This is a genomic window from Streptomyces sp. LUP47B (genome assembly GCF_001746295.1).
Classification (GTDB): Bacteria; Actinomycetota; Actinomycetes; order Streptomycetales; family Streptomycetaceae; genus Streptomyces.
On the sequence record NZ_MJAH01000011.1, the window covers coordinates 143249 to 167926 of the forward strand.

At 69.2% G+C, this 24678-nt stretch carries 26 protein-coding genes; 16 read left to right on the forward strand and 10 right to left on the reverse strand.

Going from position 1 to position 24678, the window contains the following annotated elements:
• Window positions 1–72 precede the first annotated feature (72 nt).
• Window positions 73–1704 carry a recombinase family protein gene (locus BFN33_RS52735; RefSeq protein WP_069763410.1) on the reverse strand — a complete coding sequence of 544 codons (1632 nt, stop codon included), beginning with the start codon at window positions 1702–1704 and terminating at the stop codon, window positions 73–75.
• A gap of 234 nt (window positions 1705–1938) precedes the next feature.
• Here BFN33_RS52735 and BFN33_RS30725 point away from each other — a divergent pair, with 234 nt between their 5' ends.
• The gene (locus BFN33_RS30725) at window positions 1939–5142 is read left to right on the forward strand and encodes a tetratricopeptide repeat protein (RefSeq protein WP_069763411.1); all 3204 of its coding nucleotides are present in this window, start codon (window positions 1939–1941) and stop codon (window positions 5140–5142) included.
• Between the two features lie 91 nt (window positions 5143–5233).
• Here the strand turns inward: BFN33_RS30725 and BFN33_RS30730 are convergent, their stop codons facing one another.
• Complete coding sequence (locus BFN33_RS30730; RefSeq protein ID WP_079141084.1) at window positions 5234–5494, reverse strand: hypothetical protein; 261 nt, start codon at window positions 5492–5494, stop codon at window positions 5234–5236.
• Window positions 5487–6347, reverse strand: a complete 861-nt coding sequence (gene mca / locus BFN33_RS30735; RefSeq protein ID WP_069763413.1) for a mycothiol conjugate amidase Mca — start codon at window positions 6345–6347, stop codon at window positions 5487–5489. Before mca ends, BFN33_RS30730 begins: the two co-directional genes overlap by 8 nt.
• A 136-nt stretch (window positions 6348–6483) precedes the next feature.
• On the opposite strand from mca, the gene BFN33_RS30740 reads away from it, so the two are divergent.
• On the forward strand, window positions 6484–6882 hold the full coding sequence (locus tag BFN33_RS30740; protein ID WP_069763414.1) for a DUF4307 domain-containing protein: 399 nt from the start codon (window positions 6484–6486) through the stop codon (window positions 6880–6882).
• A gap of 167 nt (window positions 6883–7049) precedes the next feature.
• Window positions 7050–7550: a transcription elongation factor GreA gene (gene greA, locus BFN33_RS30745; RefSeq protein ID WP_069763415.1), complete on the forward strand. Its 501-nt coding sequence runs from the start codon at window positions 7050–7052 to the stop codon at window positions 7548–7550.
• Between the two features lie 59 nt (window positions 7551–7609).
• Here the strand turns inward: greA and BFN33_RS30750 are convergent, their stop codons facing one another.
• From BFN33_RS30750 to ilvA, 3 genes are all read right to left on the reverse strand, one after another.
• Window positions 7610–8407 (reverse strand): ABC transporter permease, encoded by a 798-nt coding sequence (locus BFN33_RS30750; protein WP_069763577.1) that lies wholly within the window; start codon window positions 8405–8407, stop codon window positions 7610–7612.
• A gap of 5 nt (window positions 8408–8412) precedes the next feature.
• Complete coding sequence (locus BFN33_RS30755; protein ID WP_069763416.1) at window positions 8413–9390, reverse strand: ATP-binding cassette domain-containing protein; 978 nt, start codon at window positions 9388–9390, stop codon at window positions 8413–8415.
• Window positions 9391–9570: 180 nt separating this feature from the next.
• Window positions 9571–10800 carry a threonine ammonia-lyase gene (gene ilvA, locus BFN33_RS30760; RefSeq protein WP_069763417.1) on the reverse strand — a complete coding sequence of 410 codons (1230 nt, stop codon included), beginning with the start codon at window positions 10798–10800 and terminating at the stop codon, window positions 9571–9573.
• A gap of 163 nt (window positions 10801–10963) precedes the next feature.
• On the opposite strand from ilvA, the gene BFN33_RS30765 reads away from it, so the two are divergent.
• From BFN33_RS30765 to BFN33_RS30775, 3 genes are all read left to right on the forward strand, one after another.
• The gene (locus BFN33_RS30765; RefSeq protein ID WP_079141085.1) at window positions 10964–11467 is read left to right on the forward strand and encodes a MarR family winged helix-turn-helix transcriptional regulator; all 504 of its coding nucleotides are present in this window, start codon (window positions 10964–10966) and stop codon (window positions 11465–11467) included.
• Window positions 11468–11605: 138 nt separating this feature from the next.
• Complete coding sequence (locus tag BFN33_RS30770) at window positions 11606–12109, forward strand: sigma factor-like helix-turn-helix DNA-binding protein (protein WP_069763418.1); 504 nt, start codon at window positions 11606–11608, stop codon at window positions 12107–12109.
• Between the two features lie 60 nt (window positions 12110–12169).
• On the forward strand, window positions 12170–12418 hold the full coding sequence (locus tag BFN33_RS30775; RefSeq protein ID WP_069763419.1) for a hypothetical protein: 249 nt from the start codon (window positions 12170–12172) through the stop codon (window positions 12416–12418).
• 12 nt (window positions 12419–12430) lie between these two features.
• Here the strand turns inward: BFN33_RS30775 and BFN33_RS30780 are convergent, their stop codons facing one another.
• Complete coding sequence (locus tag BFN33_RS30780) at window positions 12431–13588, reverse strand: cystathionine gamma-synthase (protein WP_069763420.1); 1158 nt, start codon at window positions 13586–13588, stop codon at window positions 12431–12433.
• 194 nt (window positions 13589–13782) lie between these two features.
• Between BFN33_RS30780 and BFN33_RS30785 the strand changes: the two genes are divergently transcribed.
• The 3 genes from BFN33_RS30785 (at window position 13783) to BFN33_RS30795 (ending at window position 16367) form a co-directional block, all read left to right on the forward strand.
• Entirely contained in the window at window positions 13783–14901 is a 1119-nt protein-coding gene (locus BFN33_RS30785) for a hypothetical protein (protein ID WP_069763421.1), read from the forward strand.
• Window positions 14902–15064: 163 nt separating this feature from the next.
• Window positions 15065–15784 carry a peptide-methionine (S)-S-oxide reductase MsrA gene (gene msrA, locus BFN33_RS30790; protein WP_069763422.1) on the forward strand — a complete coding sequence of 240 codons (720 nt, stop codon included), beginning with the start codon at window positions 15065–15067 and terminating at the stop codon, window positions 15782–15784.
• A gap of 142 nt (window positions 15785–15926) precedes the next feature.
• On the forward strand, window positions 15927–16367 hold the full coding sequence (locus BFN33_RS30795) for a hypothetical protein (protein ID WP_256122904.1): 441 nt from the start codon (window positions 15927–15929) through the stop codon (window positions 16365–16367).
• 509 nt (window positions 16368–16876) lie between these two features.
• Here BFN33_RS30795 and BFN33_RS30800 read toward each other — a convergent pair.
• Complete coding sequence (locus BFN33_RS30800) at window positions 16877–17185, reverse strand: hypothetical protein (RefSeq protein ID WP_069763423.1); 309 nt, start codon at window positions 17183–17185, stop codon at window positions 16877–16879.
• Between the two features lie 1090 nt (window positions 17186–18275).
• Here BFN33_RS30800 and BFN33_RS30810 point away from each other — a divergent pair.
• From BFN33_RS30810 to BFN33_RS30825, 4 genes are all read left to right on the forward strand, one after another.
• Window positions 18276–18869 carry a DUF4291 domain-containing protein gene (locus BFN33_RS30810; RefSeq protein WP_069763425.1) on the forward strand — a complete coding sequence of 198 codons (594 nt, stop codon included), beginning with the start codon at window positions 18276–18278 and terminating at the stop codon, window positions 18867–18869.
• A 40-nt stretch (window positions 18870–18909) separates the two neighbouring features.
• On the forward strand, window positions 18910–19248 hold the full coding sequence (locus tag BFN33_RS30815; RefSeq protein WP_069763426.1) for a hypothetical protein: 339 nt from the start codon (window positions 18910–18912) through the stop codon (window positions 19246–19248).
• Between the two features lie 83 nt (window positions 19249–19331).
• On the forward strand, window positions 19332–20009 hold the full coding sequence (locus BFN33_RS30820; protein WP_176742505.1) for a HEAT repeat domain-containing protein: 678 nt from the start codon (window positions 19332–19334) through the stop codon (window positions 20007–20009).
• Between the two features lie 3 nt (window positions 20010–20012).
• Window positions 20013–21017 carry a MerR family transcriptional regulator gene (locus tag BFN33_RS30825; RefSeq protein ID WP_069763427.1) on the forward strand — a complete coding sequence of 335 codons (1005 nt, stop codon included), beginning with the start codon at window positions 20013–20015 and terminating at the stop codon, window positions 21015–21017.
• Between the two features lie 43 nt (window positions 21018–21060).
• Here BFN33_RS30825 and msrA (BFN33_RS30830) read toward each other — a convergent pair whose 3' ends face one another.
• Window positions 21061–21573 carry a peptide-methionine (S)-S-oxide reductase MsrA gene (gene msrA, locus BFN33_RS30830; protein WP_069763428.1) on the reverse strand — a complete coding sequence of 171 codons (513 nt, stop codon included), beginning with the start codon at window positions 21571–21573 and terminating at the stop codon, window positions 21061–21063.
• A 199-nt stretch (window positions 21574–21772) separates the two neighbouring features.
• On the opposite strand from msrA (BFN33_RS30830), the gene BFN33_RS54650 reads away from it, so the two are divergent.
• From BFN33_RS54650 to BFN33_RS30845, 3 genes are all read left to right on the forward strand, one after another.
• The gene (locus BFN33_RS54650) at window positions 21773–22159 is read left to right on the forward strand and encodes a hypothetical protein (RefSeq protein ID WP_069763581.1); all 387 of its coding nucleotides are present in this window, start codon (window positions 21773–21775) and stop codon (window positions 22157–22159) included.
• A gap of 131 nt (window positions 22160–22290) precedes the next feature.
• Window positions 22291–23211 (forward strand): DUF5829 family protein, encoded by a 921-nt coding sequence (locus BFN33_RS30840; protein ID WP_069763429.1) that lies wholly within the window; start codon window positions 22291–22293, stop codon window positions 23209–23211.
• 138 nt (window positions 23212–23349) lie between these two features.
• Window positions 23350–23802 (forward strand): SRPBCC domain-containing protein, encoded by a 453-nt coding sequence (locus BFN33_RS30845; protein WP_069763430.1) that lies wholly within the window; start codon window positions 23350–23352, stop codon window positions 23800–23802.
• Window positions 23803–23841: 39 nt separating this feature from the next.
• On the opposite strand, the gene BFN33_RS30850 is transcribed toward BFN33_RS30845, so the two are convergent.
• Window positions 23842–24225 (reverse strand): VOC family protein, encoded by a 384-nt coding sequence (locus tag BFN33_RS30850; protein WP_069763431.1) that lies wholly within the window; start codon window positions 24223–24225, stop codon window positions 23842–23844.
• Window positions 24226–24678 lie beyond the last annotated feature (453 nt).

The following is a 24678-nucleotide window of genomic DNA, read 5'->3' on the forward strand; positions in this document are numbered from 1 at the left end:
CACACGCATCCCCGCCACAGGCATGGAGCACGAACCTGATAAATCAAGCTCATGCGCCCCTGAGTCCTCACATCACAACCAGTCGAACACGAGCCGATCCAGGATCGGACTCGGATCCCCCTGCCTGGCCGCCGGCATCACCGTAATGCCTGTGCCCCCGAGCGCGCACTTCAGCAACATCCGCTTGTCGACCATGTCTGCTCGTCCCCACGCCTCCTTCAGAGCATCGGGCTGCGGGACGTACGACAGGCCACTTTCCGCTCCGACCGCCTCCAGCGTCGAGCTTGCACTCTCGATGACAGCGCGTTGTCCCTCGCTCAGTTCCTCGAAGCGGCCCTCGTCCATTTTCCCGTAGACATAAAAGTCCTCTTCGAGCTTCCTCACCCGCTTCTGCGCTGCTTCGAGAGCCCTCTCTACTTCGTTCCTCTTCACCTGAGTCGCCGGATCTGCGAACATGGTCCACCGCCGAGCAATCGCGGTGATCACTGGCGCATCCGGCTCAAGAGCGGTGATGTGGTCGATCCATGCCTGCCCGACCGCGCGATCAACGCGTTCAGCGAGGGTCACCAAACCCTCGCAGACTGACCTGCCGCGCGTCTGGCGGACTTCACACCGGTAGCGTCCACCGCGCTGGCTCATGGGGCCACCGCACGGTTCAAGCATTCCGCTGTCTGTCTTGTCCCGCATCCGGCCACACCGGTAAATGCCCGTACCCAGGTACTTCCCCTCTGGTCTTCCCATGGCCCACCGCGCATCGGTCCGTTCGGCGATGAGGGCCTTGATGCGAAACCACTCGTCCGTGGTCACCACCCCTGTCCCGCACGAGACGATCCCGCCCGTTTCGCTGTAGAGGGGCTCTCCGTAACCCTCCCAACTACCCAGAGGGTTCCCGCACTCGTCGGTTCTGCGCCGCCGGACCGGGACCATGCCCGCGAAGAGCGGGGACTGAGCGAGCTTGCTCACTGCGGTGGGTGACCACGTGGCGCCGCTTCGGGTTCGACGTCCCTCTTCATTGAGTTGATGGGCCGTCTCCTTGGTGCTCTTCCTGTCCAGCAGCAGATCGGCGACCCTGCGAGCCGTTTCGTACTCTCCAGGATCGGGTTCGACCTTTCCGCTTCCCGGAGGGCTGCAGAGCCCGAACGGCGGCCTTCCCGTGCCCCTCCGCCCTTCGGCCTTGTGCGAGTCATGGCCGGACTTGACCCGCTGCGCCATGTCCTTCGCTTCTTCCCTCGCCCTCTCGCTCAGGATCGCGAAGACCACTCGTCCGCCCTTCGATGAATCCAATCCCTCCGACACAGAAACGAGCCGCGCCCGCCTGCGGTCGAACTCGTCAAGCATCCGGCCGACCGCTCCCATACCGCGCCGGTCGAAGCGGTCCGTCTTCCACACGGCGAGCGTCTTGGACTTGCCTGCCATGACGGCATGTGTGGCTTTCTCGAACTCCCTGCGCCGGACATACGTCTTGGATGCTGAAAGCTGCTCGAACCAGATGTGCCGAATCTGAAGACCTTCTGCCTGCGCCCAGCGAACCAGGTCTCTCACGTGTCCCCGAAGGGTGGCCAGATCCTCCTTCTTGGCGCTGCGACGCAGATAAGCGTCCACAAGCCCCGACGGCTCCCCGGACGCGGGTTTGTCCAGGCCCATCCCCTCCAACTCGTCAGAACCGAACCCCAATGCGACCAGCGTCGCGTGATCCTCGCGCACCAAGACTCCCCTCGCGTCCCGCGAAGAGGCTATGCGGCATTGATACCCTCTCCTCCGTTTTCTGAGAATGAGGCACGATCCATTACGAGACGGGCACTTGGTGATCAAACGGAATCCTGAAGAGTTCTGGATCTCTCTCAAGCCTGACCGTTCGTGATCGCCGCCCCCTCGCGCTCCCGCCCGCCTCGAAGGACACTCATAGGCGAAGTCGTTGCCGCCGGAGGGGGAAGTGACATGCGGGACAGTCATCGGGCGGAAGCCGAACGGCTGTTGGGGCGGGCCGTGGAGGAGGAGGTGCGGCGCTCGGGCGGGCGGGTCGACGGGGCCGTACTGCTCGCGCGGGCCCGGGGATCACTGGACGCGATGGCGCAGACGGCCGCCGACGAGTACGAGGCGTACACACACGCGCTGGACGAGGCGCAGGCCGGTCAACTCACCTTCGGGCAGCGGTACGCGAAGGAGGCGTCCGGCACTCCTCTGCTGGTGGCCGCGGTCGCCGCTCTGGCCGCTGCCGTGGCCGACCTGGCGCTCGGCACCGACACGGGCACCGCGCTGGGCGCGGGCGTGACCGTGGGCGTCGTGGCCGCGGCGACGACCGTGGTCAAGGTGGCCGGCTCGCATCTGCCGGCCGCGCACCACCGGGCGGGCGCCATCGGCCAGCCCGGCGGCCCGGAACAGCTCCGGCTCCAGTGGCTGACGGCCCTGGAGGTACGGGGCATCCGGCCCTTCCTCGACCAGCAGCGGGTGCTGAGCGCGTCGACCGGCCCGAAGAAGGCGGGCCCGCGACTGCGCGGCACGGACAAGAGCGCGGCGGCCCGCGGCAGGAGTGTGCTGGAGCAGTCGTTCGGGCAACTCCCGGAGCCGATCAGTGAGTTCGCGGACCGCCGGACGGAGATGGGCCGCATCCGGCAGTGGGTGCAGGCCTCGCGCGCGACGACCGAGACCCGGCCCACGGTGGTCGTGCTGCACGGCCCGCCCGGCAGCGGCCGGACGGCACTGGCCGTGCGGGCGGCGCACGACCTCAGGGACTACTTCCGCGGCGCCTGCGTCGTGGACCTGCGCGGTGACAACCCGGAGGAGTCCCCGCTCTCCACCCGGGACGCACTGCTGCATCTGCTGAACCGGCTCGGCGCCCCGCGCGAGCAGCTGCTGTTCCGTGAGCGTTCCTCTCCCGACCAGCAGGTCAAGCGGCTGAGCGAGCTTTATCACCAGCATCTGACCGGCCTGCCGGTGACGATCGTGCTGGACGACGCCTCGGACCCCGAGCAGGTCCGCACCCTCGTGCCCGAGCGTTCCGACAGTCTGGTCCTGGTCACCGCCCGCGAGCCGCTGGGCCTGCCGTCGGACCTCGCCGCCCATGTGCACGAACTCCCGGTCGACTCCCTGGACGCGGCGGGCGCCGAGGAGCTCCTCGAGGCGGCCGCGCAGTCCACCAGCGGCCCCTACGACGCCCAGTCGGCCGACCTGATCAGGGAGTTGTGCGGCGGTCTGCCCCTGGCCCTGCGCATAGCGGGTTCGTCCCTCGGTCCCCGCTCCCCGCGCCAACTGGCCACTGATCTCGGCGCGTACGGTCCGGTCGGGCCCGTCGAACGCGCCCTGTGGCTGCGTTACACCGACCAGTCGGAGCAGGCCCGCCGGTTGCTGCGCCGCCTCGCGTTGGCCGGCCGGTCCTCGCTCGGCGCCGCCGCGGCCGCCGCGCTGCTGGCCACCGACGAGACGGAGGCGACCCGGCACCTGGTGGCGCTGGCCCGCGCGGGCCTGATCGACCACGTCCGCGGCAGCCGTTACCGCGTCCACGACGTGGTCCGCGCCTTCGCTCAGGCCAGACTGCTGGATGAGGAGGAGCCGGCCGAGCGCACGGCCGCGCAGGAACGCCTCATCGTCAACTACGCCGACCTCGCCGACTCGGTGCTGCGCCTGGTCGACGGCAACATGTCGACCCGCTCGGACCGTTTCAGTCCGCACGGCTTCACCTCCCTCGACGAGGCGCTGCGCTGGCTGGACGACGAGTCGAGTTTCATCACGGCGGCGCTCAGGCACGCGGAGGGCGTCAACCAGGGGGCGGTCCTCAATCTCCTGGGCGCGCTGTGCGACTACTGCCTGCTGCGCGGCGACCTCTACCGCCTGGGTGAGATAAGCGAGTTGGCGCAGGCGGTGGACCAGGGGCTGCTGGTCCGCTCGGTGCAGTGGCGCACCGGTATCGCGGCCCGCCAGCTGGGTGAGCTGGACAAGGCGCGCACGACACTGACCTCGGTGGTCGACCTCTATATGGAGGCCCACCACGACGCGGGCGCCGCGCGCGCTCTGTGTTCCCTGGGCATCACCCTCCACCACCAGGGCCAGCTGACCGAGGCGGCGGCGAAACTCGAGGAGGCCCTGGCCCTCCAGTCGCCTCCCGAGCTGGCCACGGACCGCGCCTGGACCATGCACGCCCTGGCGGCGGTCGAACGCGACCGCGGCCGTGTCGCGCAGGCACAGGACCTGCTGACCCGTTCCCTGGTCCTGCACCGCGCCGGCGAGTCCGTCCACGGCGAGGCCTGGGCCCACTTCCAGCTCGGCCAGCTGGCCCTGCGCATGGGCGACGTACCGCGCGCGGAGTCGGAGCTGAGGACAGCCCTCGACCTGTACGGCCGTACCCGCGACGCCCGCGGTGAGGCGTGGGCGCTGACCCAGCTGGCGCGGGCCCGCCTGGTGGCCGGGGATCCGTCGGCGGCGGTGGACGGCCTGCGCCAGGCCGCGTCCCGCCACCGCGACAACGAGGACGCGCGCGGCGAGGCGTGGACGGTGTACTACCTGGGTCAGGCGTTGGAGGAGACGGGCAACCTGGACCTCGCGGTCCGTGAGCTGGAACGCTCGCGGACGATGTTCTCCCGTATGCGGGACGTCTACGGCCTGGCCTGCGCCCGTCACCACTCGGCCCGTGCCACCCGCGACCAGCGCGCCGCGCAGACGGGTTCGCTGCGCAACTCGGGTTTCGCCCGCCAGCTCCTGGTCGACGCCCGCGCCGACTTCCAGCGCATCGGCGTCGCCCACGGGGAGGGGTGGACCTGCCTCGAACTGGCGGTGGTGGACGCGGGCAACGGCCGTACCCCGCAGGCCCTCGCCCTGTGCGACGAGGCGGTGGCCCTGTTCGCCTCCTACGGCGACGAGCGGGGCGAGGACTGGGCCCGCTTCCTGCGCTGCACCCTGCTGCCGTACGCGGCACCGGGCGGCGTGGAGATCGGCGCGGCGGTCGCCCAGGAGGAGCTGGCGGAGCTGGGCCGCCGGGAGCACGGGGCACGGGACGAGAAGCTGGACGACTACGTGGGGGCGTACGGACTGCTGCTGGAGCGGGGCGTGAATCTGGACGCCGGATGGCAGGCCTGGCGCCTCGGGATGGTGCCGAACCGGCACGCACGGGAGGTCATGGGGGTGGCGGTGGCCCCGGCGCGGGGCTGAGGTGGGCGGGCCTTCGGCTGGCGGCCGTCGGCCGGGCACGGCCGTTGACGGGAGGGGCCTCTGGTGTCCCCTCCCGTCGCCGCCGCGTGGTTCAGCCCTTGGCCGGCGAGGTCTTGCCGGACGGACTGTCGGCGGTCTCCTCGCCGGAGGCCGCCCTGTCCGGGGACTCCTTGAAGTCGACCTTGTTCATGTGCTTGCTCATGGACTTCATCAGGGCCCACACCGCCAGGGCCATCGCCGCGAAGACGATGAAGCCGAGGACTCCGGGGGTGACCTTGTCCTCGTCGACCTCCTTGGCGAGGGTCGCGAGGTGCGTCATTGCCAGGCTTGCGCTTGCGCTCATGTCAGGCATTGTCGCGGATGCCCGCAAAGAGGTCGTCCTCGGGGAGGGAGGTATCGACGAGGGACTTCGCGAGCTCGTACTCCTCCGTCGGCCAGACCTCCTTCTGGAGGTCCAGCGGGACCTTGAACCAGCCGCCGTCGGGGTCGATCTGTGTGGCGTGCGCGATCAGGGCCTTGTCGCGGATCTCGTAGAACTCCGCGCACGGAATGTGCGTGGTCAGGGTGCGGTTGCGCATCGGCGACTCGTCCCAGCGCTTGAGCCAGTCCCCGTACGGCGACTCCATGCCGCGCTCGATCAGCGCGTGGTGCAGCGCCTCCGTGCGGGGGCGGTTGAAGCCCTGGTTGTAGTAGAGCTTGAGCGGCTGGTAGGCCGGGCCGAACTCGGACTCGGGGAACTTCTCGGTGTCCGACGCGCCCTCGAACGCCACCATCGAGATCTTGTGGGTCATGATGTGGTCGGGGTGCGGGTAGCCGCCGTTCTCGTCGTAGGTGGTGATCACCTGGGGACGGAAGGTGCGGATCTGCTTCACCAGCTCGCCGGCCGCCTTGTCGACGTCCTCCAGGGCGAAGCAGCCCTCGGGCAGCGGCGGCAGCGGGTCGCCCTCGGGCAGGCCGGAGTCGACGAAGCCGAGCCACTCCTGCCGTACGCCGAGGATCTCTCGGGCCTCGTCCATCTCCTTTTTGCGTACCTCGTGGATGTGCTCCTCGATGTACTTGTCGCCCTGAAGCTTCGGGTTGAGGATGGAGCCGCGCTCCCCGCCCGTGCAGGTCACGACCAGCACGTCCACCCCCTCGGACACGTACTTCGCCATGGTGGCCGCGCCCTTGCTCGACTCGTCGTCGGGGTGGGCGTGCACGGCCATCAGTCGCAGCTGGTCAGTCAAGACTCAATCCTCAGTAAGTCGGCGCCCCGGTGTCTTCGGGGGCGAACGGCGGCTTCTATAGTGACCGAATCGGGGGGCGATTAATTCCACGGCCTTGGTTTACCAGGAGACGATCATGAGCACGGCGAGCACCCGGCTGCCCGAGGGACGCTACGGCCGCTCCTCGGACGAGCGTGCCGACCACAAGCTCCGGATCGCCGGTGCCGTCCTCGGCGCCCTCCTGCTCGCGCTGATCGGCTACTTCGCCTACCACTACGTCGTGCAGAACAAGATCAGCGCCGAGGTGATCACGTTCGACTCGCAGAAGTCCGCGGTGCAGGTGCATCTGGAGGTCCGTAAGGACTCCGGCACCTCCGGCTACTGCACGATCCGCTCCCAGGCGGCGGACGGCTCCGAGGTGGGCCGGGCCGACTTCCGCTTCGGCGGTGACGCCACCCGCATCGACAAGGTCGTCACGCTCCGTACGACGGCCCCGGGCACCACGGCCGAGCTGCTGGGCTGTCACGCCGACTGACGTCACTCTCGATGCGTGACGCTGACCTGCGCGGACGTATTTCTGATGGCTTATGTCCTCCCCCTTCGGCCGCTGAATTGTTAGGCTCGTGGTTTCGCCCATCCGTGAAGGCACATTCTTCTGGGTAGGGCGATGCTTTGTATTCCCAGTACCTACGAGGAGCACCTGTGACCCAGACCAGCGAAGACGTCACCTGGCTGACCCAGGAGGCGTACACCAAGCTCAAGGAAGAGCTGGCGTACCTGTCTGGTCCCGCGCGCGAGGAAGTCACCGCGAAGATCGCGGCCGCGCGCGAGGAGGGCGACCTGCGCGAGAACGGCGGGTACCACGCAGCCAAGGAAGAGCAGGGCAAGCAGGAGCTCCGCATCCGCCAGCTGACCCAGCTCCTGGAGAAGGCCAAGGTCGGCGAGGCTCCGGTGTCCGCGGACGGGACGGTGGCGCCCGGCATGGTCGTGACGATCGCCTTCGACGGTGACGAGGACGACACCATGACCTTCCTGCTCGCCTCGCGCGAGTACGCGAGCGCGGACGTCGAGACGTACTCGCCGCAGTCCCCGCTGGGCTCCGGCGTGATCGGCCACAAGGTCGGGGAGGAAGCGGAGTACGAACTGCCGAACGGCAAGAAGGCCTCCGTGACCATCCTCACGGCAGAGCCCTACAACGGCTGACCCCGGCCGACCGTTGTCCTTGGCGGGCCCCCGGCGCCCTCGCGGCGCCGGGGGCTCCGTCATGCGGTGGCCGAGCGGTACTTGCGGACCGCCAGGGTCCTGAAGATGACGATGATCAGGACCGAGTAGATCAGCGAGGCCCAGACCGGGTGCTGCATGGGCCAAGCGTCGGACTGGGACAGACCGGGGTCGCCGAAGAGCAGACGGCAGGCCTGCACGGTGGCGCTGAACGGGTTCCACTCGGCGATGTGCCGCAGCCACGGGGTCATCTGGGCGGAGTCCACGAAGGCGCTCGAGATGAACGTCACCGGGAAGAGCCAGATCAGCCCTCCGGACGTGGCCGCCTCCGGGGTCCGCACGGACAGACCGATCAGGGCCCCGATCCAGGTGAACGCGTACCCCAGCAGGAGGAGCAGACCGAAGCCGCCGAGGATCTTGCCGAGGTTGGTCGAGTCCACGGAGCCGGGACGCCAGCCCACGAGCAGGGCGACCATGGCCAGGACCAGCAGGGTCAGGGCCGTCTGCACGAGGTCGGCGACGGTACGGCCGGTCAACACCGCACCGCGCGCCATCGGCAGCGAGCGGAACCGGTCGATGAGCCCCTTGTGCATGTCGTCGGCGATGCCCGCGCCGGCGCCCGCGGTGGCGAACGTGACGGTCTGCGCGAAGATGCCGGCCATCAGGAAGTTCTTGTAGACGTCCGGGTCGGTGCTGTCGCCGATCTTCATCGAGCCGCCGAAGACGTATGTGAAGAGGACCACGAACATGATGGGCTGGATCAGCCCGAAGAGGATCATCTCGGGGATCCGGGTCATGCGGATCAGGTTCCGTCGGGCGATGACCAGGGAATCGTTCATCATGCTCACTTGGCGGCCTCCTTGTCGCTCTCCGCGTCCTTGACCTCAGCCGCATGTCCCGTCAGTGACAGGAAGACGTCGTCGAGGGTGGGGCGGCGCAGACCGATGTCGTCTATCTCGATGCCGCGGGTGTCGAGTTCACGGATGACCTCGGCGAGCAGCTTGGCGCCGCCCGTGACGGGCACGGTGAGCTTGCGCATGTGGTCCTCGACCGTGGTGTCGCCCTTGCCGAAGCCGCGCAGGACCTCCGAGGCGGCCTGGATGTGCTCCCGCTCGTGGACGACGACCTCGACGCGCTCACCGCCGGTGCGGGCCTTGAGCTGGTCGGAGGTGCCCGTGGCGATGACATGGCCCTGGTCGACGACGGCGATGTCATGGGCGAGGTGGTCTGCCTCTTCGAGGTACTGGGTGGTCAGCAGCAGGGTGGTGCCGGCGGAGACCAGCTGTTTGATGACCTCCCACAGCAGTTGCCGGTTGCGTGGGTCGAGACCGGTCGTCGGTTCGTCCATGAACATCACGGGTGGTGAGACCACCAGGGCCGCCGCGAGGTCGAGGCGGCGGCGCATGCCGCCGGAGTAGGTCTTGGTGGGGCGGTCGGCCGCGTCGGCGAGGTCGAACTGCTCCAGCAGCTCGGTCGCGCGGAGCTTCGCCTGCTTTCCCTTCATCTGGTAGAGCTGGCCGACCATCTGCAGGTTCTCGCGGCCGGTGAGGTATTCGTCGACGGCCGCGAACTGGCCGGAGAGGCCGATGGAGCGGCGCACGGCGTCGGGGTGCTTGAGGACGTCGACGCCCGCGACGACCGCCGAGCCGCTGTCCGGCTTCAGGAGGGTCGTCAGGCAGCGGACGGCCGTCGTCTTGCCCGCGCCGTTCGGTCCGAGGAGGCCCAGGACGGTGCCCTCCGGGACATCGAGGTCGACGCCGTCCAGAGCCTTTACGTCCCCGAAGGTCTTGACCAGACCTTCGGCATAGATGGCGCCTGGCATATGAGTCTCCACGTCGTCGGGATTCTTGGGAAAGCCTAGGTTTGTGCGGTTTCCACCGCCCGTGCTTTTTCCGCGGGCGGCGTGAACGGGGGCACGAGACACACCATAACGCGATGTATCGCGTCTCTCAATGGACTTACTCCAAAGAGTGACTCCTGTGTCCTGAAGGGGGTCCTGACCTCAGTCGATGACCGTGTAGCCCGCCTCGCGGAGGGCTCGGCCGACCTCGGCGCAGTGCTCCGGACCCTTCGTCTCCAGGTGCAGCTCGACCTCCGCCTCCGCGAGCCCGAGCCGTGGATCGGTCCGGACGTGGCTCACGTCCAGGACATTAGCGTCGACCACTGACAACACCCCGAGAAGTGTCGCGAGGGCACCGGGCCGGTCCGTGAGCCGGAGCCGAACGGCCAGGTAGCGGCCCTGCGCGGCCATGCCGTGCCGCAGCACCCGCTGCAGCAGCACCGGGTCGACGTTGCCGCCGGACAGCACCGCGACGACCGGGCCCTCGAAGGAGCCCGGGTCGCTCAGCAGCGCCGCGACCGGGCTCGCGCCGGCCGGCTCGACGACCAGCTTGGCCCGCTCCAGGCACAGCAGCAGCGCGGCGGACAGCTCGTCCTCCGTCACCGTGCGGACCTCGTCCACGAGTTCTTCCACGATCCCGAACGGCACGTCCCCCGGCCGCCCGACCTTCATGCCGTCGGCCATCGTCGCCGGATTCTCGACCGCCACCGGGTGCCCGGCCGCCAGCGAGGGCGGATATGCGGCCGCGCCCGCCGCCTGCACACCCACGATCCGCACGTCCGGCCGCAGGGCCTTCACGGCGACCGCGACACCGGCCGCGAGTCCGCCGCCGCCGATTCCGAGGACGACCGTGCGCACCTCGGGGCACTGCTCCAGGATCTCGAGGCCGACCGTGCCCTGCCCCGCGATGACGTCGGGGTGGTCGAAGGGATGGATGAACACCGCGCCCGTCTCGGCCGCGTACTCCTGTGCGGCGGCCAGCGTCTCGTCGACCACCTGGCCGTGCAGGCGCACCTCGGCGCCGTAGTGCCTGGTGGCGCTGATCTTCGGCAGCGGGGCACCCTTCGGCATGAACACCGTGGAGCGCACGCCGAGCAGCGTGGAGGCCAGCGCGACGCCCTGCGCGTGGTTTCCGGCGCTCGCGGCCACGACACCCGCGGCCCGCTCCTCGGGCAGCAGCCCGGCGATCCGGACGTAGGCGCCGCGGAGTTTGAACGAGCCCGTCCGCTGGAGGTTCTCGCACTTGAAGTGCACCGGCGCGCCCACCAGCCGGCTCAGGTGGCGGCTGCCCTCCATCGCGGTCGTCCGCGCCACGCCCGACAGCATCTTCTGCGCGCCGCGCACGTCGTCGAGCGTCACCGGCGGCACGGGGTGGGCCTTGCGGTAGTTCATGACTCGAGTCTCGCAGTTCACACGCGCGTGCTCGCGCTGTGACCAACGTCCGAGACGGGTTTACTCAGCGCTGGTACGGCCTGCCTCCGGGCCGCGTACTCTGTCCCCCAATTCAGCTGCCCCTTCATGAAGTGAGCCTCCGGCCATGCCCACAACACCTGGAATGTCGATGGACATGACGACCGTCGGTGACACCGGTCTTCTCGACACCCTGCAGCACGAGGTGGCGGTCTTCGCCCGTCGTGCGGAACAGACCCGGCTCGGCGGGGTGGGGCAGGTGCGCAACTCCATGGACCGCGCCGCGTACCTGCTGCTCAACCGGCTCGACAAGGAAGGCCCGATGGGCGTCAAGGCGCTCGCGGCGAGCATGGGGATCGACTCGTCCACGGTCACCCGGCAGGTGGCGCCGCTCGTCGACACCGGCCTGGTCAAGCGCACCTCGCACCCCGAGGACGGACGCGCGGTGGTGCTCCAGCTGTCCCCGCGCGGGCAGTCCCGGCTGGAGGAAGTGCGCTCCTCACGTCGTCAGTTGATGGCCGAGCTGACACACGACTGGGCGCCGGAGGAGCGCGAGGCGTTCTGCACGCTCCTCACACGCTTCAACAGCGCCCTCTCCTCCCGGATGGCGGTCCAGGGCCTCCCGGGACCGGAGGCGCAGTCCTCTTAGGCACGCGCACACGTGTGTACCGCCCCGCCCCTTGACCGGACGGCCGTGCCGGGCCTCATATGAGACCGGGTCCTCTGAGACCGGGTCCTCGTGGTCGTACGAAGCCGTCGTACGGCCATCCGCAGGCGGGGAGGTGCGGTGCCGCAACAGCAGGTGTTCCAGGGGACGCGTCGGGCCCGGGAGTTCGAGGCGTTCGTCGCAGGCGCGGCCGGACGGCTGCTGCACACCGCGACGCTCCTGACGGCGGAGGCACCGGACGACAACCCGCGCGCGCGACGCCTGCTCACACTCGCGCTCGCGCACACGTACGCGTGCTGGGACCGGCTGCGCGGTGAAGATCCCTACGACCGCACCCGCCAGCACCTCGCCCTGCGCTTCGCCCACGGGGCATGGCGCCGCCACGGCGTCCTGCTCGGCGGCCGCACGCACCCCGACAGCCCGCTGTCCCGGCTCGCCCCCCAGGAGCGGCTGATCCTGGTACTGCGCCTCTACGAGGGCGTGGCCGAGGAACAGGCGGCCGCCCTGCTCGGCCTGCCGACAGAACGCGTCCGCACCATCTGCGACCGGGCGACGGCCACGCTGCTGCACCCACCGCGCGGGCCCGCACCGGCAGTGGTGAAGGCGAAGGTGGCGGCGTCATGAGGAGGCGGGACGGAGTGGCGGCCGTGCCCGGGGACACGTGCGTCGTCTCGGGAGGTGCGCGTGAACCGGACCCAGCGTGAGGCCGCCGTGCGACAGATCATGGAACGGGGAGCGCCGCAGGTGCCCGCGGATCTGTACGGGGACGTCGTACGGCGTGGATCGCGCATGCTCCGGCGCAGGACAGCGGCGCGCCGGATCATGTGGCTGCTGTTGTTCGCCGCGAGTGTGGCGTTCGTGGTGTGGGCGCTGACCGCGCGCCCGTGGGTGGAGCCGCCGTCCACGACGACTCCACCGATGGGGGGCTGGTGAGCCCGGCCCGGCCTACTTGGCGAGCGCCTGCTGGAGGTCCTCCAGCAGGTCGTCGATGTTCTCGATGCCCACGGAGAGGCGCACGAGGTCGGCGGGGACCTCGAGCGCCGAGCCCGCCACGGACGCGTGCGTCATGCGGCCGGGGTGCTCGATCAGCGACTCGACGCCACCGAGGGACTCCCCCAGCGTGAAGATCTTGGCGCGGTTGCAGACCTCGACGGCCGCTTCCTCGCCGCCCTCCACCCGGAAGGAGACCATGCCGCCGAAGGACCGCATCTGCTTGGCCGCGACCTCGTGCCCGGGGTGCTCCGCCAGGCCCGGGTAGAGCACCTGCGTCACGCGCGCGTGCCGGGTCAGCATGTCGGCGACCTTCGTGGCGTTCTCGCTGTGCCGGTCCATGCGCACCGACAGCGTCTTGGCGCCGCGCAGCACCAGCCAGGAGTCGAAGGGCCCGGCGACCGCGCCCATCGCGTTCTGGTGGAACGCCAGTTCCTCGCCCAGTGCCTCGTCGGCGGTGACCAGGGCGCCGCCCACGACGTCGGAGTGGCCGCCCATGTACTTGGTCAGGGAGTGCACGACGACATCGGCACCGAGCGCCAGCGGCTGCTGGAGGTAGGGCGTCGCGAAGGTGTTGTCGACGACGAGCTTGGCGCCCGCGTCCCGGGAGACCTGGGCGACGGCGGCGATGTCGGTGATGCCGAGCAGCGGGTTGGAGGGGGTCTCCACCCACACGACCTTGGTCTTCGGGGTGATCGCGGCCCGTACGGCGGCCGGGTCGCTGGTGTCGGCGACCGACCACTCGACGCCCCAGCGGGCGACGACCTTCGCGAAGAGGCGGAACGTGCCGCCGTACGCGTCGTTGGGGATGACCACGTGGTCGCCGGGGCTGAGCAGCGTACGCAGCAGGCAGTCCTCGGCCGCCAGTCCGGACGCGAACGCGAGGCCCCGGCGGCCGCCTTCGAGGGCGGCGAGGTTCTCCTCGAGGGCGGTGCGGGTCGGGTTGGCGCTGCGGCTGTACTCGTAACCGCCCCGCAGACCGCCCACGCCGTCCTGCTTGTAGGTCGAGACCTGGTAGATCGGCGGGACCACCGCTCCGGTGACGGGGTCCGCGGTGTTGCCCGCGTGGATCGCGAGGGTCTCGAAGTGCTGACTGATGTGCCTGTCGCTCATGGGCTCCGAGAGTAGTCCGCCCGGAGGACCGATGACGGACGACGGGCTCCGCAAGGCCCCACGGCAGGGGTTTCCCCAGGCGTTCGGGCGGTCCGCGGGGAGTTTCCCACAGGACATTCGGGCCGGTCCGGAAGTTTTCCACAGGCCGCCGAGCGGGTTGGGCAATTGTCGGCGGCGTCTGGAACTCTTGGGGCATGGAGATTCTCTGGGTCCTGATGGCGGCGGTCATGCTGGGCTTCGTGCTGCTTCCGTTCCTGCGGCGCAGGCGAGGCGGGATCGAACAGGTCCCGGCGGGCCACCCGGACGCCGCGGACCCGGAGGACTACGGCTTCGCGCGGCAGGAGGAGCTGGACATCCGCATGCCCGGCCCCGACCAGGATCTGCTGGACGTCCTGGACCTGGTGCAGCGCACACAGGACTACAAGGCGGCCTCCCAGCTCCTCGCCGGCACCGAGCGGGAGGGCGAGCTGCGCTGGCAGCGCGTGCAGGCCTTCGCCGGAGCCGCCTCGCTGGAGTTGCAGCAGCGTCCGGGCGGGGTCAGCGAGGCGCCGGGCGGGCAGTGGCTGCGGGTGTGGCGGGCCGAGCAGCCCAAGGACGCGGGCGGCGCGGCCGTGCACGCGGAGTTCCTGGTCCACCAGGCGTGGCGGACCTCGACGCCGGGCACGGACGAGTTCCGGATCATCATGGAGGAGGCGAAGGTGGCCTGCGGTGAGGCGGCGCTGCTGGCCCCCGGCGATCCGGTCCCGTACATCGTCGAGCTCTCCGTGGCGCGCGGAATGGCCTATTCGCAGGCGGAGTTCGAGCAACTGTGGCTGAAGATCCTGGACCGCGCCCCGGCCCACATGGGGGCGCACCTGGCCGCGCTGCACTACTGGTGCGAGAAGTGGCACGGCTCTCGGGAGCTGGCGTACAGCTTCGCGGAGGCGGCCGCCGCCCGGGCGCCGCGCGGCTCCCTCCTCGCCGCGATGCCCCTGTTCGCGGTCTTCGAGCACCTGCCCGAGGTGAACCTGGTCAGCGGCTTCTACCGGAGCGAGGTCGTGACCAAGGCGATCCACGGCGCGCTGCACGCGGTCCACTCGGCCCGCGCCGACGATCCGATGCTGGCCCACGTCCGCCATCTGCTCGTCTTCTTCCTCGTGCGCGGCGAGCGCTGGGCGGAGGCGATGAGCCAGCTCGTCCACATCGACGGCCACGTCGGCGCCCTGCCCTGGACACTGTCCGCCGATCCGGCCGCGGAGTTCGCGATATACCGGGCACTGGCGGTGGCGGGGTACGAGGCGAACGGCGGCAGTCCGGCGACGCTGACGCAGTGACGTCGAGGGTGATCCGGCGCGGCACGTTCGGACTGACAGCGGGCTCGGGCCGGCGCCGGGCTCACATCCAGTCCGGGCCAGTCGGAATGCGGCCCCGCACGGAAACGTTCCCGATGCCGACTGCGCATCCCGTGCGACGCGCACGAACGAAGGAGCCCACGTCATGCTGTTCGGCCGTACGCCCGTCCTGCCCACCGCCGAGCAGGCGCTGACAGGCCGCCCCGAGCCGATGTTCACGGTCCCCGACCGCCACACGGTCCTCCGCACCCCGCTGCTCGGCCCCTACCCCGAGGGCCACCAGATCGCCGACTTCGGCCTGGGCTGCTTCTGGGGCGCCGAGCGCACGTTCTGGAAGCTCCCGGTGGGTGTGTGGACGACCCTGGTCGGCTACCAGGGCGGCCACACCGAGAACCCCGCGTACGAGGAGGTCTGCTCGGGTCTCACCGGCCACACGGAAGCGGTCCGCGTGGTCTTCGACCCCGCCCTCATCTCGTACGAGCGCCTCCTGAAGACCTTCTGGGAGTCCCACGACCCGACGCAGGGCTTCCGCCAGGGCAACGACGTCGGCACCCAGTACCGCTCGGCGATCTACACCCACACCCCCGCACAGGCAGCCACGGCCGAAGCCTCCCGAGCCGCCTACCAGCAGGCCCTCACGTCCTCGGGCCACGGCACGATCTCCACGGAGATCCTCCCCGCGAAGGGCTGGCCCTTCTACCCGGCGGAGGGGTACCACCAGCAGTACCTTTCGGGTAGCAAAAACCCGGGCGGGTACTGCGGGCTGGGCGGGACGGGAGTCAAGCTAAGTACCCCATTCGAGACGAACTGGGGGGCGTCCTGCCCGACGGGCATCGCCACAGCGCCGGAGGAAACGGGCAAGTAGGCGGCGGCGCGGCACTCCGTCTAGCAGGGCGGCTGTGGCACCGACACCTCAGGGAGTGCAGCGGCAGACTCTCCGCTGCAGCACCAGTCGGCCGTCCTGAGGCTCTTTTCGGTCAGGAAGCCATCCCAGGGCATGAGTTGCCATGCAGCTCGCCACGATTCAAGACATGGCAACCTCGGGGGCACGAAGCAGTCGACTTGGCGGGTTGGGACAGTGGTGGGGAGTTCTGGCCGGCGCACTACTGATCGCCGCATGGATCAACAAGGCGGCTGGACCTGCGGTGGTGATCACTCTCTCGGCCGCCGTCCTGCTCTGGTGCTTCTTCCAAGCCCCAGTGACGTGCAGTGCCCCCGTCCGTGGACGCGAGGACGGCTGCCGTAACAACGCAACTGGCCTTCTCATGGGCTGCCACATCCGTCAGCACCGTTGGCAGAAACTCAAGATGCTGATCTTCCGACGCCAGGTACGTGCCTTCTGTTCAGGGCTGTTCTCGGATGGCAAGGCCACCCTCGTCACCCTCGCGGCTATTGGCAGCTTCCTGTCGGGGCTCGTTGCCTTCGTTCCCGGTGTAACCGTCAACTGATCGTCACACCGGCGAAAGGGCCCGTCAGGTCACACGGCAGGTCAAGTTCGGCCGGACGGAGGTGGAGCGGAGGCGTCACTGGAGACGAACCGGGGCCGTCCTGCTCGATCATCCGAGAGGGACGCTCCCGCCGTGTGGAAGCGGAACCGGATGACCTGGCTCAAGTCCTCGTTCCTCCCGCGGACGGCAGTCGGCCAGCAACGACGGCTTGATCCATGTCAAGCCTCGCTCACAGACCTTTATCACTGCTGCTCGCCAAGCATCCTTCCTCCATCCAGGCCTCACTCATCCTAAGTTGAGCACCCTGAGTAGCAGGCCTCCTCCGGCAGTGAGGCAGTCAGCTTGTGGTGTGCTCCGGGTCTGCTGCTTGGACTTCGGCGAACGTGCCGTAGTCGGTGGAGCGGTTGAGCAGGGTGAAGTCCATGTCGTTGGCGGTGAACCGACTGGTGGGCACGAGCACCGGGTTGAGGCCTTCTATATGAACTGCTCTTCTGACCTCCGCTCACGTCTCAGAGCAGGCTCTCGTCCCTGACGACCCAGCCCACACCCAGTTCGCGACGCAGCACGTCCAATGTGCTGAGAGCCTGCTGCTTGAACTGTTGGAGTTCCTCGTCGGACCACGGTGACGGATCCGGCGGGTAGTCCCAGTCAATCGACGACTGGTACCACTCGCTCAACCTGGCCAACTCGGCCCGTGTCTGTGGACTGATCGGGAGGCGCGCCAGATCACATGGGTAGCCGTACGGGCTGTCCATGTCTTCCGGCCACAGAGGGGTGTTCACGCCGGCCTCGAAGAAGAACCGCAGATAGTGGATCACGCCGCACTTTCTCACAGACCTGCCCGTTCCCACCTGGTCAGTCCAGCCCGCCAGACCGCACCGGCAGCGTGGTTGAGGACTGTGGACGCGGCTTGATGACCCATGTCAAGCCACCCTCACAGACCTTTTCTCCCTGGTCGGCTGCATGACCAACGGATCGGAGATCTCTGGGACGGCGCGCGACTATGCTCCGGGGGCCTCGCGCAGTTCACCATGTTCATCAAGGATCCAGCGGCTGCCTGCAGCGTCAGTAAAGGTCACGACCGGTCGGTTGTTGTCGACATTCACTTTGGGAGCCCCATGGAGGGGACTGGAACCGCGCGGTGTGACCGGCACCCACAATGTTGCACCGGGACAACGCGGCGGCCGTTCTCAGGCATCTCAGCGGCTTCGAGGATCACCGCTACTCCCGCGTTGTACGCATCACCGAAGCCGAGGCGGGCGGCGGCTCCCGCCTTGTGGGCGTAGAGCTGGACGCCGACGGAATGCGTCTGGTCGGCGACGTGGCCGGCTTCGACGGCTTGGAGCATGCCTTGCCAACGGCTCTGAGTGAGGGCGAACCATGCTCGATCTCCCACGCCCACGCCATGATCTCGCCGTGGCCGGCCTCCTGGCCGATGCGGAGTGCGGCGGCCTTGCTGAGGTTCGCGGCCTCGCGCTGGCCTCAGTCTAGTCGGTCTCACGCGGTGATAGCTGGGCTGGTCAGCGGGCTGGATGAGGTTACTCCGTTCCTACGCCGCCGAGTGTTACCACCAGCAGTACCTCGACAAGAATCCCCGGCGGGGTACTGCGGGATCGTGGACGGGGATCAGGCTGGGTGACCCGGTCGGGACGAACTGGGGGGGCGTCCTGCCCGACAGGCCTTACGCCGACTCCTGCGGACGACTGACCGCTCGCCGATGTCCGCGCTCGGTGATCACCGGGTCGGTGAGTGCAGCTTCAGGAAGCACCTGCAGTTGATCGCAGTGCGGCCCCCAGGTCCGAGGCACCGGCGGTCCAGATACTCGGTCTTGCCCAACCCTCGCTGTGGCATCTCAAGCGTTCGAAAACCGATGGCCGGCAGGGATCAACGGGCCGCACCCTGTACGTCATGGACGAACCGCAACACAGGATCCGCGCGCTGCACACGGCATCGACGATCACCGTCTACCAGGCGTACGCCCCGGAGATCGGCCTGCCCGCCGTCAAGGAGGGCCGTTTCCCCGCCGCGTGGAAGCGCGACAGGATGACGTGGATCAAGCCGTCGTTCCTGTGGATGATGTACCGCTGCGGCTGGGGCACCAAAGAGGGGCAGGAGACCGTACTCGCGGTCGAGATCAACCGTGACGGCTTCGAGTGGGCGCTGACCAACGCCTGCCTGTCGGCCTACGCTCGCGGCACACATGCCGACCGGGCCACCTGGCAGCGTCAGTTGAAACGCGCCCCGGCTCGCGTGCAGTGGGATCCTGAGCGGGATCTGCAACTCCAGCCCCGGCCGTACCGTTCCCTGCAACTGGGCCTCTCCGGCGAGGCCTCACGACGCTACGCGGACGAGTGGACGATCGCCATCCGCGACGTGACCCCACTCGCCCACGAAATTCACGCCCTGGTCAGAGCCGGCGAGTTGGACGCGGCCACCCGGCTGCTGCCCGAGGAACGCCCCTATCCCGTTGAGGACGAACTTCTTGCCCACCTACGCGAATGACGGACCGGTGTCTCCTGCCCGATCTGCGGGGCCAAGGCCGATGGCTGAGTCGCTGTCGCCGGAGGTCACGGCGACCCTGCGGGCGTTGCTGGCCGGCCCGGATCCGGTAAGTGGCGCCCTGCTGGCCCAGGTTCCTCACACCCGCGTGTCGGGCCGATGTGGCTGCGGCTGCGCGACGGTCGATCTGGAGGTGGACCGTACAGCGGTCGCTCCTGCGCCGCCGCACGACAATCCGGCTGTGGACGCCGGTTACACCGACCCGCACTCGGCCGGTGTCATCGTCTGCACCGAGGACGGCTACCTGTCGCTCCTGGAGATCTACTCGGTCTCCGACGAACCGATCTCCACGTGGCCGGACCCCCGCTTCATCGAGCGCTGAGCAACCAAGCACGCACCGCGCCCATTGACCTTGACACCGTGACAAGGCCTTCACTGCTTGCCGAGGAGGTGGTCTCGGTGACCATGGCAGAGCAGGGACAGGGACCGGACGCGAAGCACATGCGGGCGCTTCAGGGGCTGGAGGACCGTCGTTCGTCCGTGCGGCTGCGGGCCGCCCTGGCGGTCGGTACGGCGCCGGATGCGCGGTTCGTCGACAAGCTCGTCGAGCGGTGCGCGGTCGAGCCAGAGTTCTTCGTCCGGGACATGCTCACCTGGGCCCTCACCCGCCACCCGGTGTCCGTGACGCTCCCCGTGCTGCTCCGCGAGGTCGCCTCGGAGCGTGCGCAGGCGCGGAGCCAGGCATTGCACACGCTGTCCAAGATCGGGGACCGGCGGGCGTGGCCGGCGATCACCAGGGAGCTTCTGTCCGACGGCGACGAGGAGGTGGCGCGCAGTGCCTGGCGGACCGCGGTCGTGCTGGTGCCGGAAGGCGGGGAGTCCGGGTTGGCCACGGTACTGGCGACGCAGCTCGGCCGTGGCGAGCGGGAGACGCAGCTGAGTCTCAGCAGGGCGCTGGTCGCACTGGGTGAGGTCGTGCTGCCGGTGCTGCGTGCCGCGACGACGGCCCCTGACCGACGCGTGCGCACACACGCGCTCGCCACGGAACGGCTGCTGCGCGACCCTGATGCCGGATTCGAGTTCGCTGTCGAGGAGGCGAAGCGCGTAGTGGCCCTCGGCGGGGACGGCCAGGAGGGACGATAGGGCGTGTTGATCGGTGAGGTGGCGCGACGGTCCGGGGTCAGTGCCCGCATGCTCAGGCACTACGAGTCGCTCGGCCTGCTGCGCCCTTCGGGTCGTACGGGTTCCGGCTACCGGGAGTACTCCGGCGACGACATCCGGCGGATCTTCCACATCGAGAGCCTGCGGTCGCTGGGACTGTCGCTGCGTGAGATCGGGCGCGCGCTCGACGATCCCGGCTTCACACCTTCGGCGCTCGTCGACGACCTCATCCGTCAGACGCGCGAACGCATCGCGGCCGAGACCGAGCTGCTGACGCGGCTCCGCCGGATCGATGCCGTGGAACCCGCGGACTGGGAGTCCGTACTCCAGGTCGTCGTGATGCTTCGGGCGCTGGGGTCGAAGAGCGCCGCCGCCCGCCAGCGTGCCGCGCTGTCCTCGGTCGACGAGATCCGCGTGCCGGTGGAGGCCCTGGTCGAGGCGGTGCTCAGGGAGACGGATCCGAACGTCGCCGGAGCCCTTCGATGGGCGCTGGCACGGTCGGGCGACGGCAGCGCGGCACTGCTGGCTCAGGGCCTCGACTCACCGTCGGCCGCGGTACGGGAACGTGCCGTTCGGTCCCTCGCCGAGATGCCGGGTGAGGAGTCCACCGCCGGACTGCGTGCGGCTCTCGCGGACACCGATGCCGTGGTCCGCGGTCAGGCGGCGCTGGCACTCGGGACGCGTGGCGTGGCCGATGCCGTCCCGGCGCTCATCGACATGATCGTGGCGGGGCCGAACGACACCGACGCGGCCGACGCACTGAGCATGCTGGCGGGTGACACCGCGACCGCGGACCGGATCGCCACCGGGCTCGTCGGGCGCCTCGCCGACGGCGCCGCCGAGGCGCCCGCCCGCGCCCGGCTGACCCAGGCGCTGGCGGACATCCCCGGAGCCACGGCCGCACGCGCCCTCGTGGCGTTGTCGTACGACATCGACCGTGCCGTCGCGCTGACCGCGACGTATCTTCTTCGGCTGCGCGAGGCACGGTGACGGGTCTCTCCGCAACGGAACAGGGCTGCGGGGCGCCCTGCGGTCAGCCCTCCGTGCGGGCGGGCAGGCGCCATCCCGGCCGCGGGAAGTGGCAGGTGTAACCGTCCGGGTACCGCTGGAGGTAGTCCTGGTGCTCCGGCTCGGCCTCCCAGAAGGGGCCCACCGGCTCGACCTCGGTGACGACCTTGCCCGGCCACAGACCGGAGGCGTCGACGTCCGCGATCGTGTCCTCGGCGATCCGCTTCTGCTCGTCGTCCACGTAGTAGATCGCCGAGCGGTAGCTGAGGCCGATGTCGTTGCCCTGGCGGTTCTTGGTGCTCGGGTCGTGGATCTGGAAGAAGAACTCCAGGAGCGCGCGGTAGTCGGTCTTCTCAGGGTCGTAGAGGATCTCGATGGCCTCCGCGTGCGTGCCGTGGTTGCGGTACGTCGCGTTCGGCACGTCACCGCCGGTGTATCCCACCCGGGTCGCCGTGACGCCCGGAAGCCGGCGGATCAGTTCCTCCATGCCCCAGAAACATCCGCCCGCCAGCACGGCCCTCTGTGTCTGCGTGGCCATTGCGGTCCTCCCATATCTGTCGGCTCGGTCAGTCGGGCCACTCGGCTCGCACGTCACCGACATTCTGTGCCCACCCCCCTCAACGCACGAGGGTTCCGGACGATTCCGGGCCACCTGAGCCACTCCGTGAAGGCCATGGCCCCGGCGTCCTTCGTCAAGGCATTGGTACCCTGCGTGACCACTGCCCGGGGGGTTGATCGTGGGAGCCGGTCCGTCGCGTCCTGCGAGCCGTCACTTCCGAGGAGCCGGTTCGGGTGTCCTCCTCGGCGGGCTCACCGCGGTGGTGTGCGTCGCCGCGATCGGCAGGGCGTGGGCTGCCTGTGACATCGGCATCAAGGCGGCGGCCAACAGCATGACCTTGGCGTTCCTGGTGCCTCTCATATGGATCGCCACTTCGGTTCCGTGGATGATCCTGCACAACACCCTCGGCAGGCGTTACCCCCGCACCGCTCGGGTCACAGGGCTCGTCTTCACCCTGTGGTTCGCCTGGTTCCTCGTGACGTGGCTCGGCATGCCGGACTCCTACCCCGACCCGTTCTGCCCGGGCAACGTCCCACCCTGGTGGCCGAGTTACCTCCCCGCGTAACAGCGGGGCGGCGCCGTGCGGCACCGCACTGAACGCCATGTGTCAAGCATTTCGACCCCGTTGAAAATGAACCGCGGCCGCGGCCGTCCCGACCTACGATCGCCCGCATGCGGATTCAGCGGATATTACGGATGATCGTCGTACTCGCCGCGGCCCTCGCCGCAGCGATCGGGGGTGCCGTGGGGACGGCACAGGCCGAAGGGAGCCGGGTCTCGTCCGACCGGCAGCTGTTGTTCTACAACCACTCCTACGGGGTTCTCGACCGGGAGACCGCCGACGCCATCGAACACTCCGACTACCTGCGGGACTTCGCCAACTTCCAGGTCCGCACCACGACCGGTACCGGCGGACAGACCTGGACCGGCCGCTACCTGATGGGCCGCGAGACCTATCTGGAACTGTTCGGAGTCGGTGACATCGCCGGCCCGGACGGCACCCTCGGCTCCGGCGGGCTGGGCCTGTCGACCGAACGGGACGGAGACCTGGCGACGGTCACCGAGCGGCTGAAGAGCGAAGGGGTCACCGACCCCGTCGAATTCCTCCAGACCAAGGACTTCGGTGACGGTGTGCCCGTGCCGTGGTTCGACGCCATCCTCACCACCACCGAGTACGACGCCTTCAACGCCTGGGCGATGGAGTACCGGCCGGAGTACTTCGCCGATCCTCGTGGCAACACCGAGCCCGCGAGCTTCCCCGGTGACGTCGGCCGGGAGCGCTACCTGTCCGACGACTACCGCACCCACCTGATGCGTGACGTGACCTACGTCCACTTCGCGGTCACCGAGGGAGACCTCGCCGACACCGTGCCGCTGTTGCGGGCCGGCGGGTTCGCCGTCAAGAACGTGCCGGGCGGTGGCGTCGTCGCGACGGGGGGCGGCACCACGATCAGGTTCGACGCCGTCCCGCGCGAACAGGCCGGGTTGCAGCGGGTCGAGATGTCGCTCAACCGGCCCGTGAAGGACCGGCACGTGGAGCAGCTCGGCCACTCGACCCTCACCGTCGGCCCCGGCAGCCGTGCCGTGTGGACGTTCGCCGCCAACGGCACCCCGTAGACCGGTGGACCGTGGGTGCGCCCCCGACCCGGGGCGCACCCCGACACCGGACAAGGGCCGGCGCACCGATGAGTCCTCGTGCCCGCGGACGTCTACAGGCACGACAGTTCCGCGAGGCACGAAACGAGGCGACCAAGCATGAGCACCGAGCAGACGACCCCGGCCAACGGCTTCTCCTACGAGCTGACCCGAACGCTGGACGTTACGGCGGCGCGGGTGTGGCGGGCGTGGACCACCCCCGACCAGTACGCACAGTGGGCCTACGCCGCTCCCGGCTCCGTCGAGATGGATGTACGACCGGGCGGCGCGTGGAAGGCCACGGTGGTCACACCCGACGGCGGACAGTTCCCGCTGACCGGCTCCTACCTCGAGGTCGACGAGAACCGCGTTCTGGTGGTCTGTATGGACGTACCCGGCAAGCCCGCGCCCGCGGTCATGACCATGGAACTCGAGGAGCGGGACGACCGCCGTACGCGGATCGTGCTCCGCCAGACCTCTGACAGCGCGGAGGAACGCGACATGGCCGAGCAGGGCAGCACCATGCTCCTCGACAGCCTGGGTGCCTACCTGGCCGGCGGGGCGAAGGGCTGAATCACGCCCCGCTGAACCGCCCGTGCCCCTCGGGGAACGTCAGCCTCCGCTGCCGTAGGGCCTCGTCAGGATCTCCAGCCGATGGCCGTTCGGATCATCGAAGTACGCGCCCCGGCCCCCGTCGTTGTGGTTGATCTCGCCCGGGCGGTGGTGGAACGGGTCCGCCCAGTAGGTCAGCCCCGCCTCCCGGATCCGGGTGAAGATCGTGTCGAAGTCGTCCTCGGTGACGAGGAACGCGTAGTGCTGGGGCGTGATCTCGTCGCGCGTGTCCATATAGTCGAGAGTCACCCCGTTCGGGATCTCGACCGGGACGAACGGGCCGTACTGCGGACTCACCGGCAGGCCCAGGAGGTCGGCCAGGAAGTGGGCCGAGGCGTGCTTGTCGTGTGCGGCGACGATGGTGTGGTTCAGCTGAACGGTCATCGGTACCTCCTCGTTCAGACCCTACTCCGCCACGGGTTAAGGTAAGCCTTGCCTTAGCAGACCTCCTGCAACCCCAGTACTTCCCGGAGCAGCCGTGCGCGCAGCAGCAGTGAAGGCCGTCGTGGCCGCGACCGTCGTCGGAGGGCTGCTGGCCGGCTGTTCGTCGTCCTCGGAGCGACCCGCACACCGAGGCGCCGCCCGCCGAAGCGAGCCGTGCGCTGAAGGCCCCCGGCGCGCACAAGCCGCCCGCCCAAGGCCCTCCCGGGGCCGGCCGCACACGCAAAGCTCTCCGCAGAGCAAGCCATGCCCTGAAGACCCCCGACCGACGCAAGCCACACACCCAAGCCCCCACCGGGCCGAGCCGCACACGCAAAGCCCCCCACCGGACCGAGCCGCACACGCAAAGCCCTCCCGCGAAGCGAGCCATGCGCTGAAGACCCCCGGCCCGCGCCA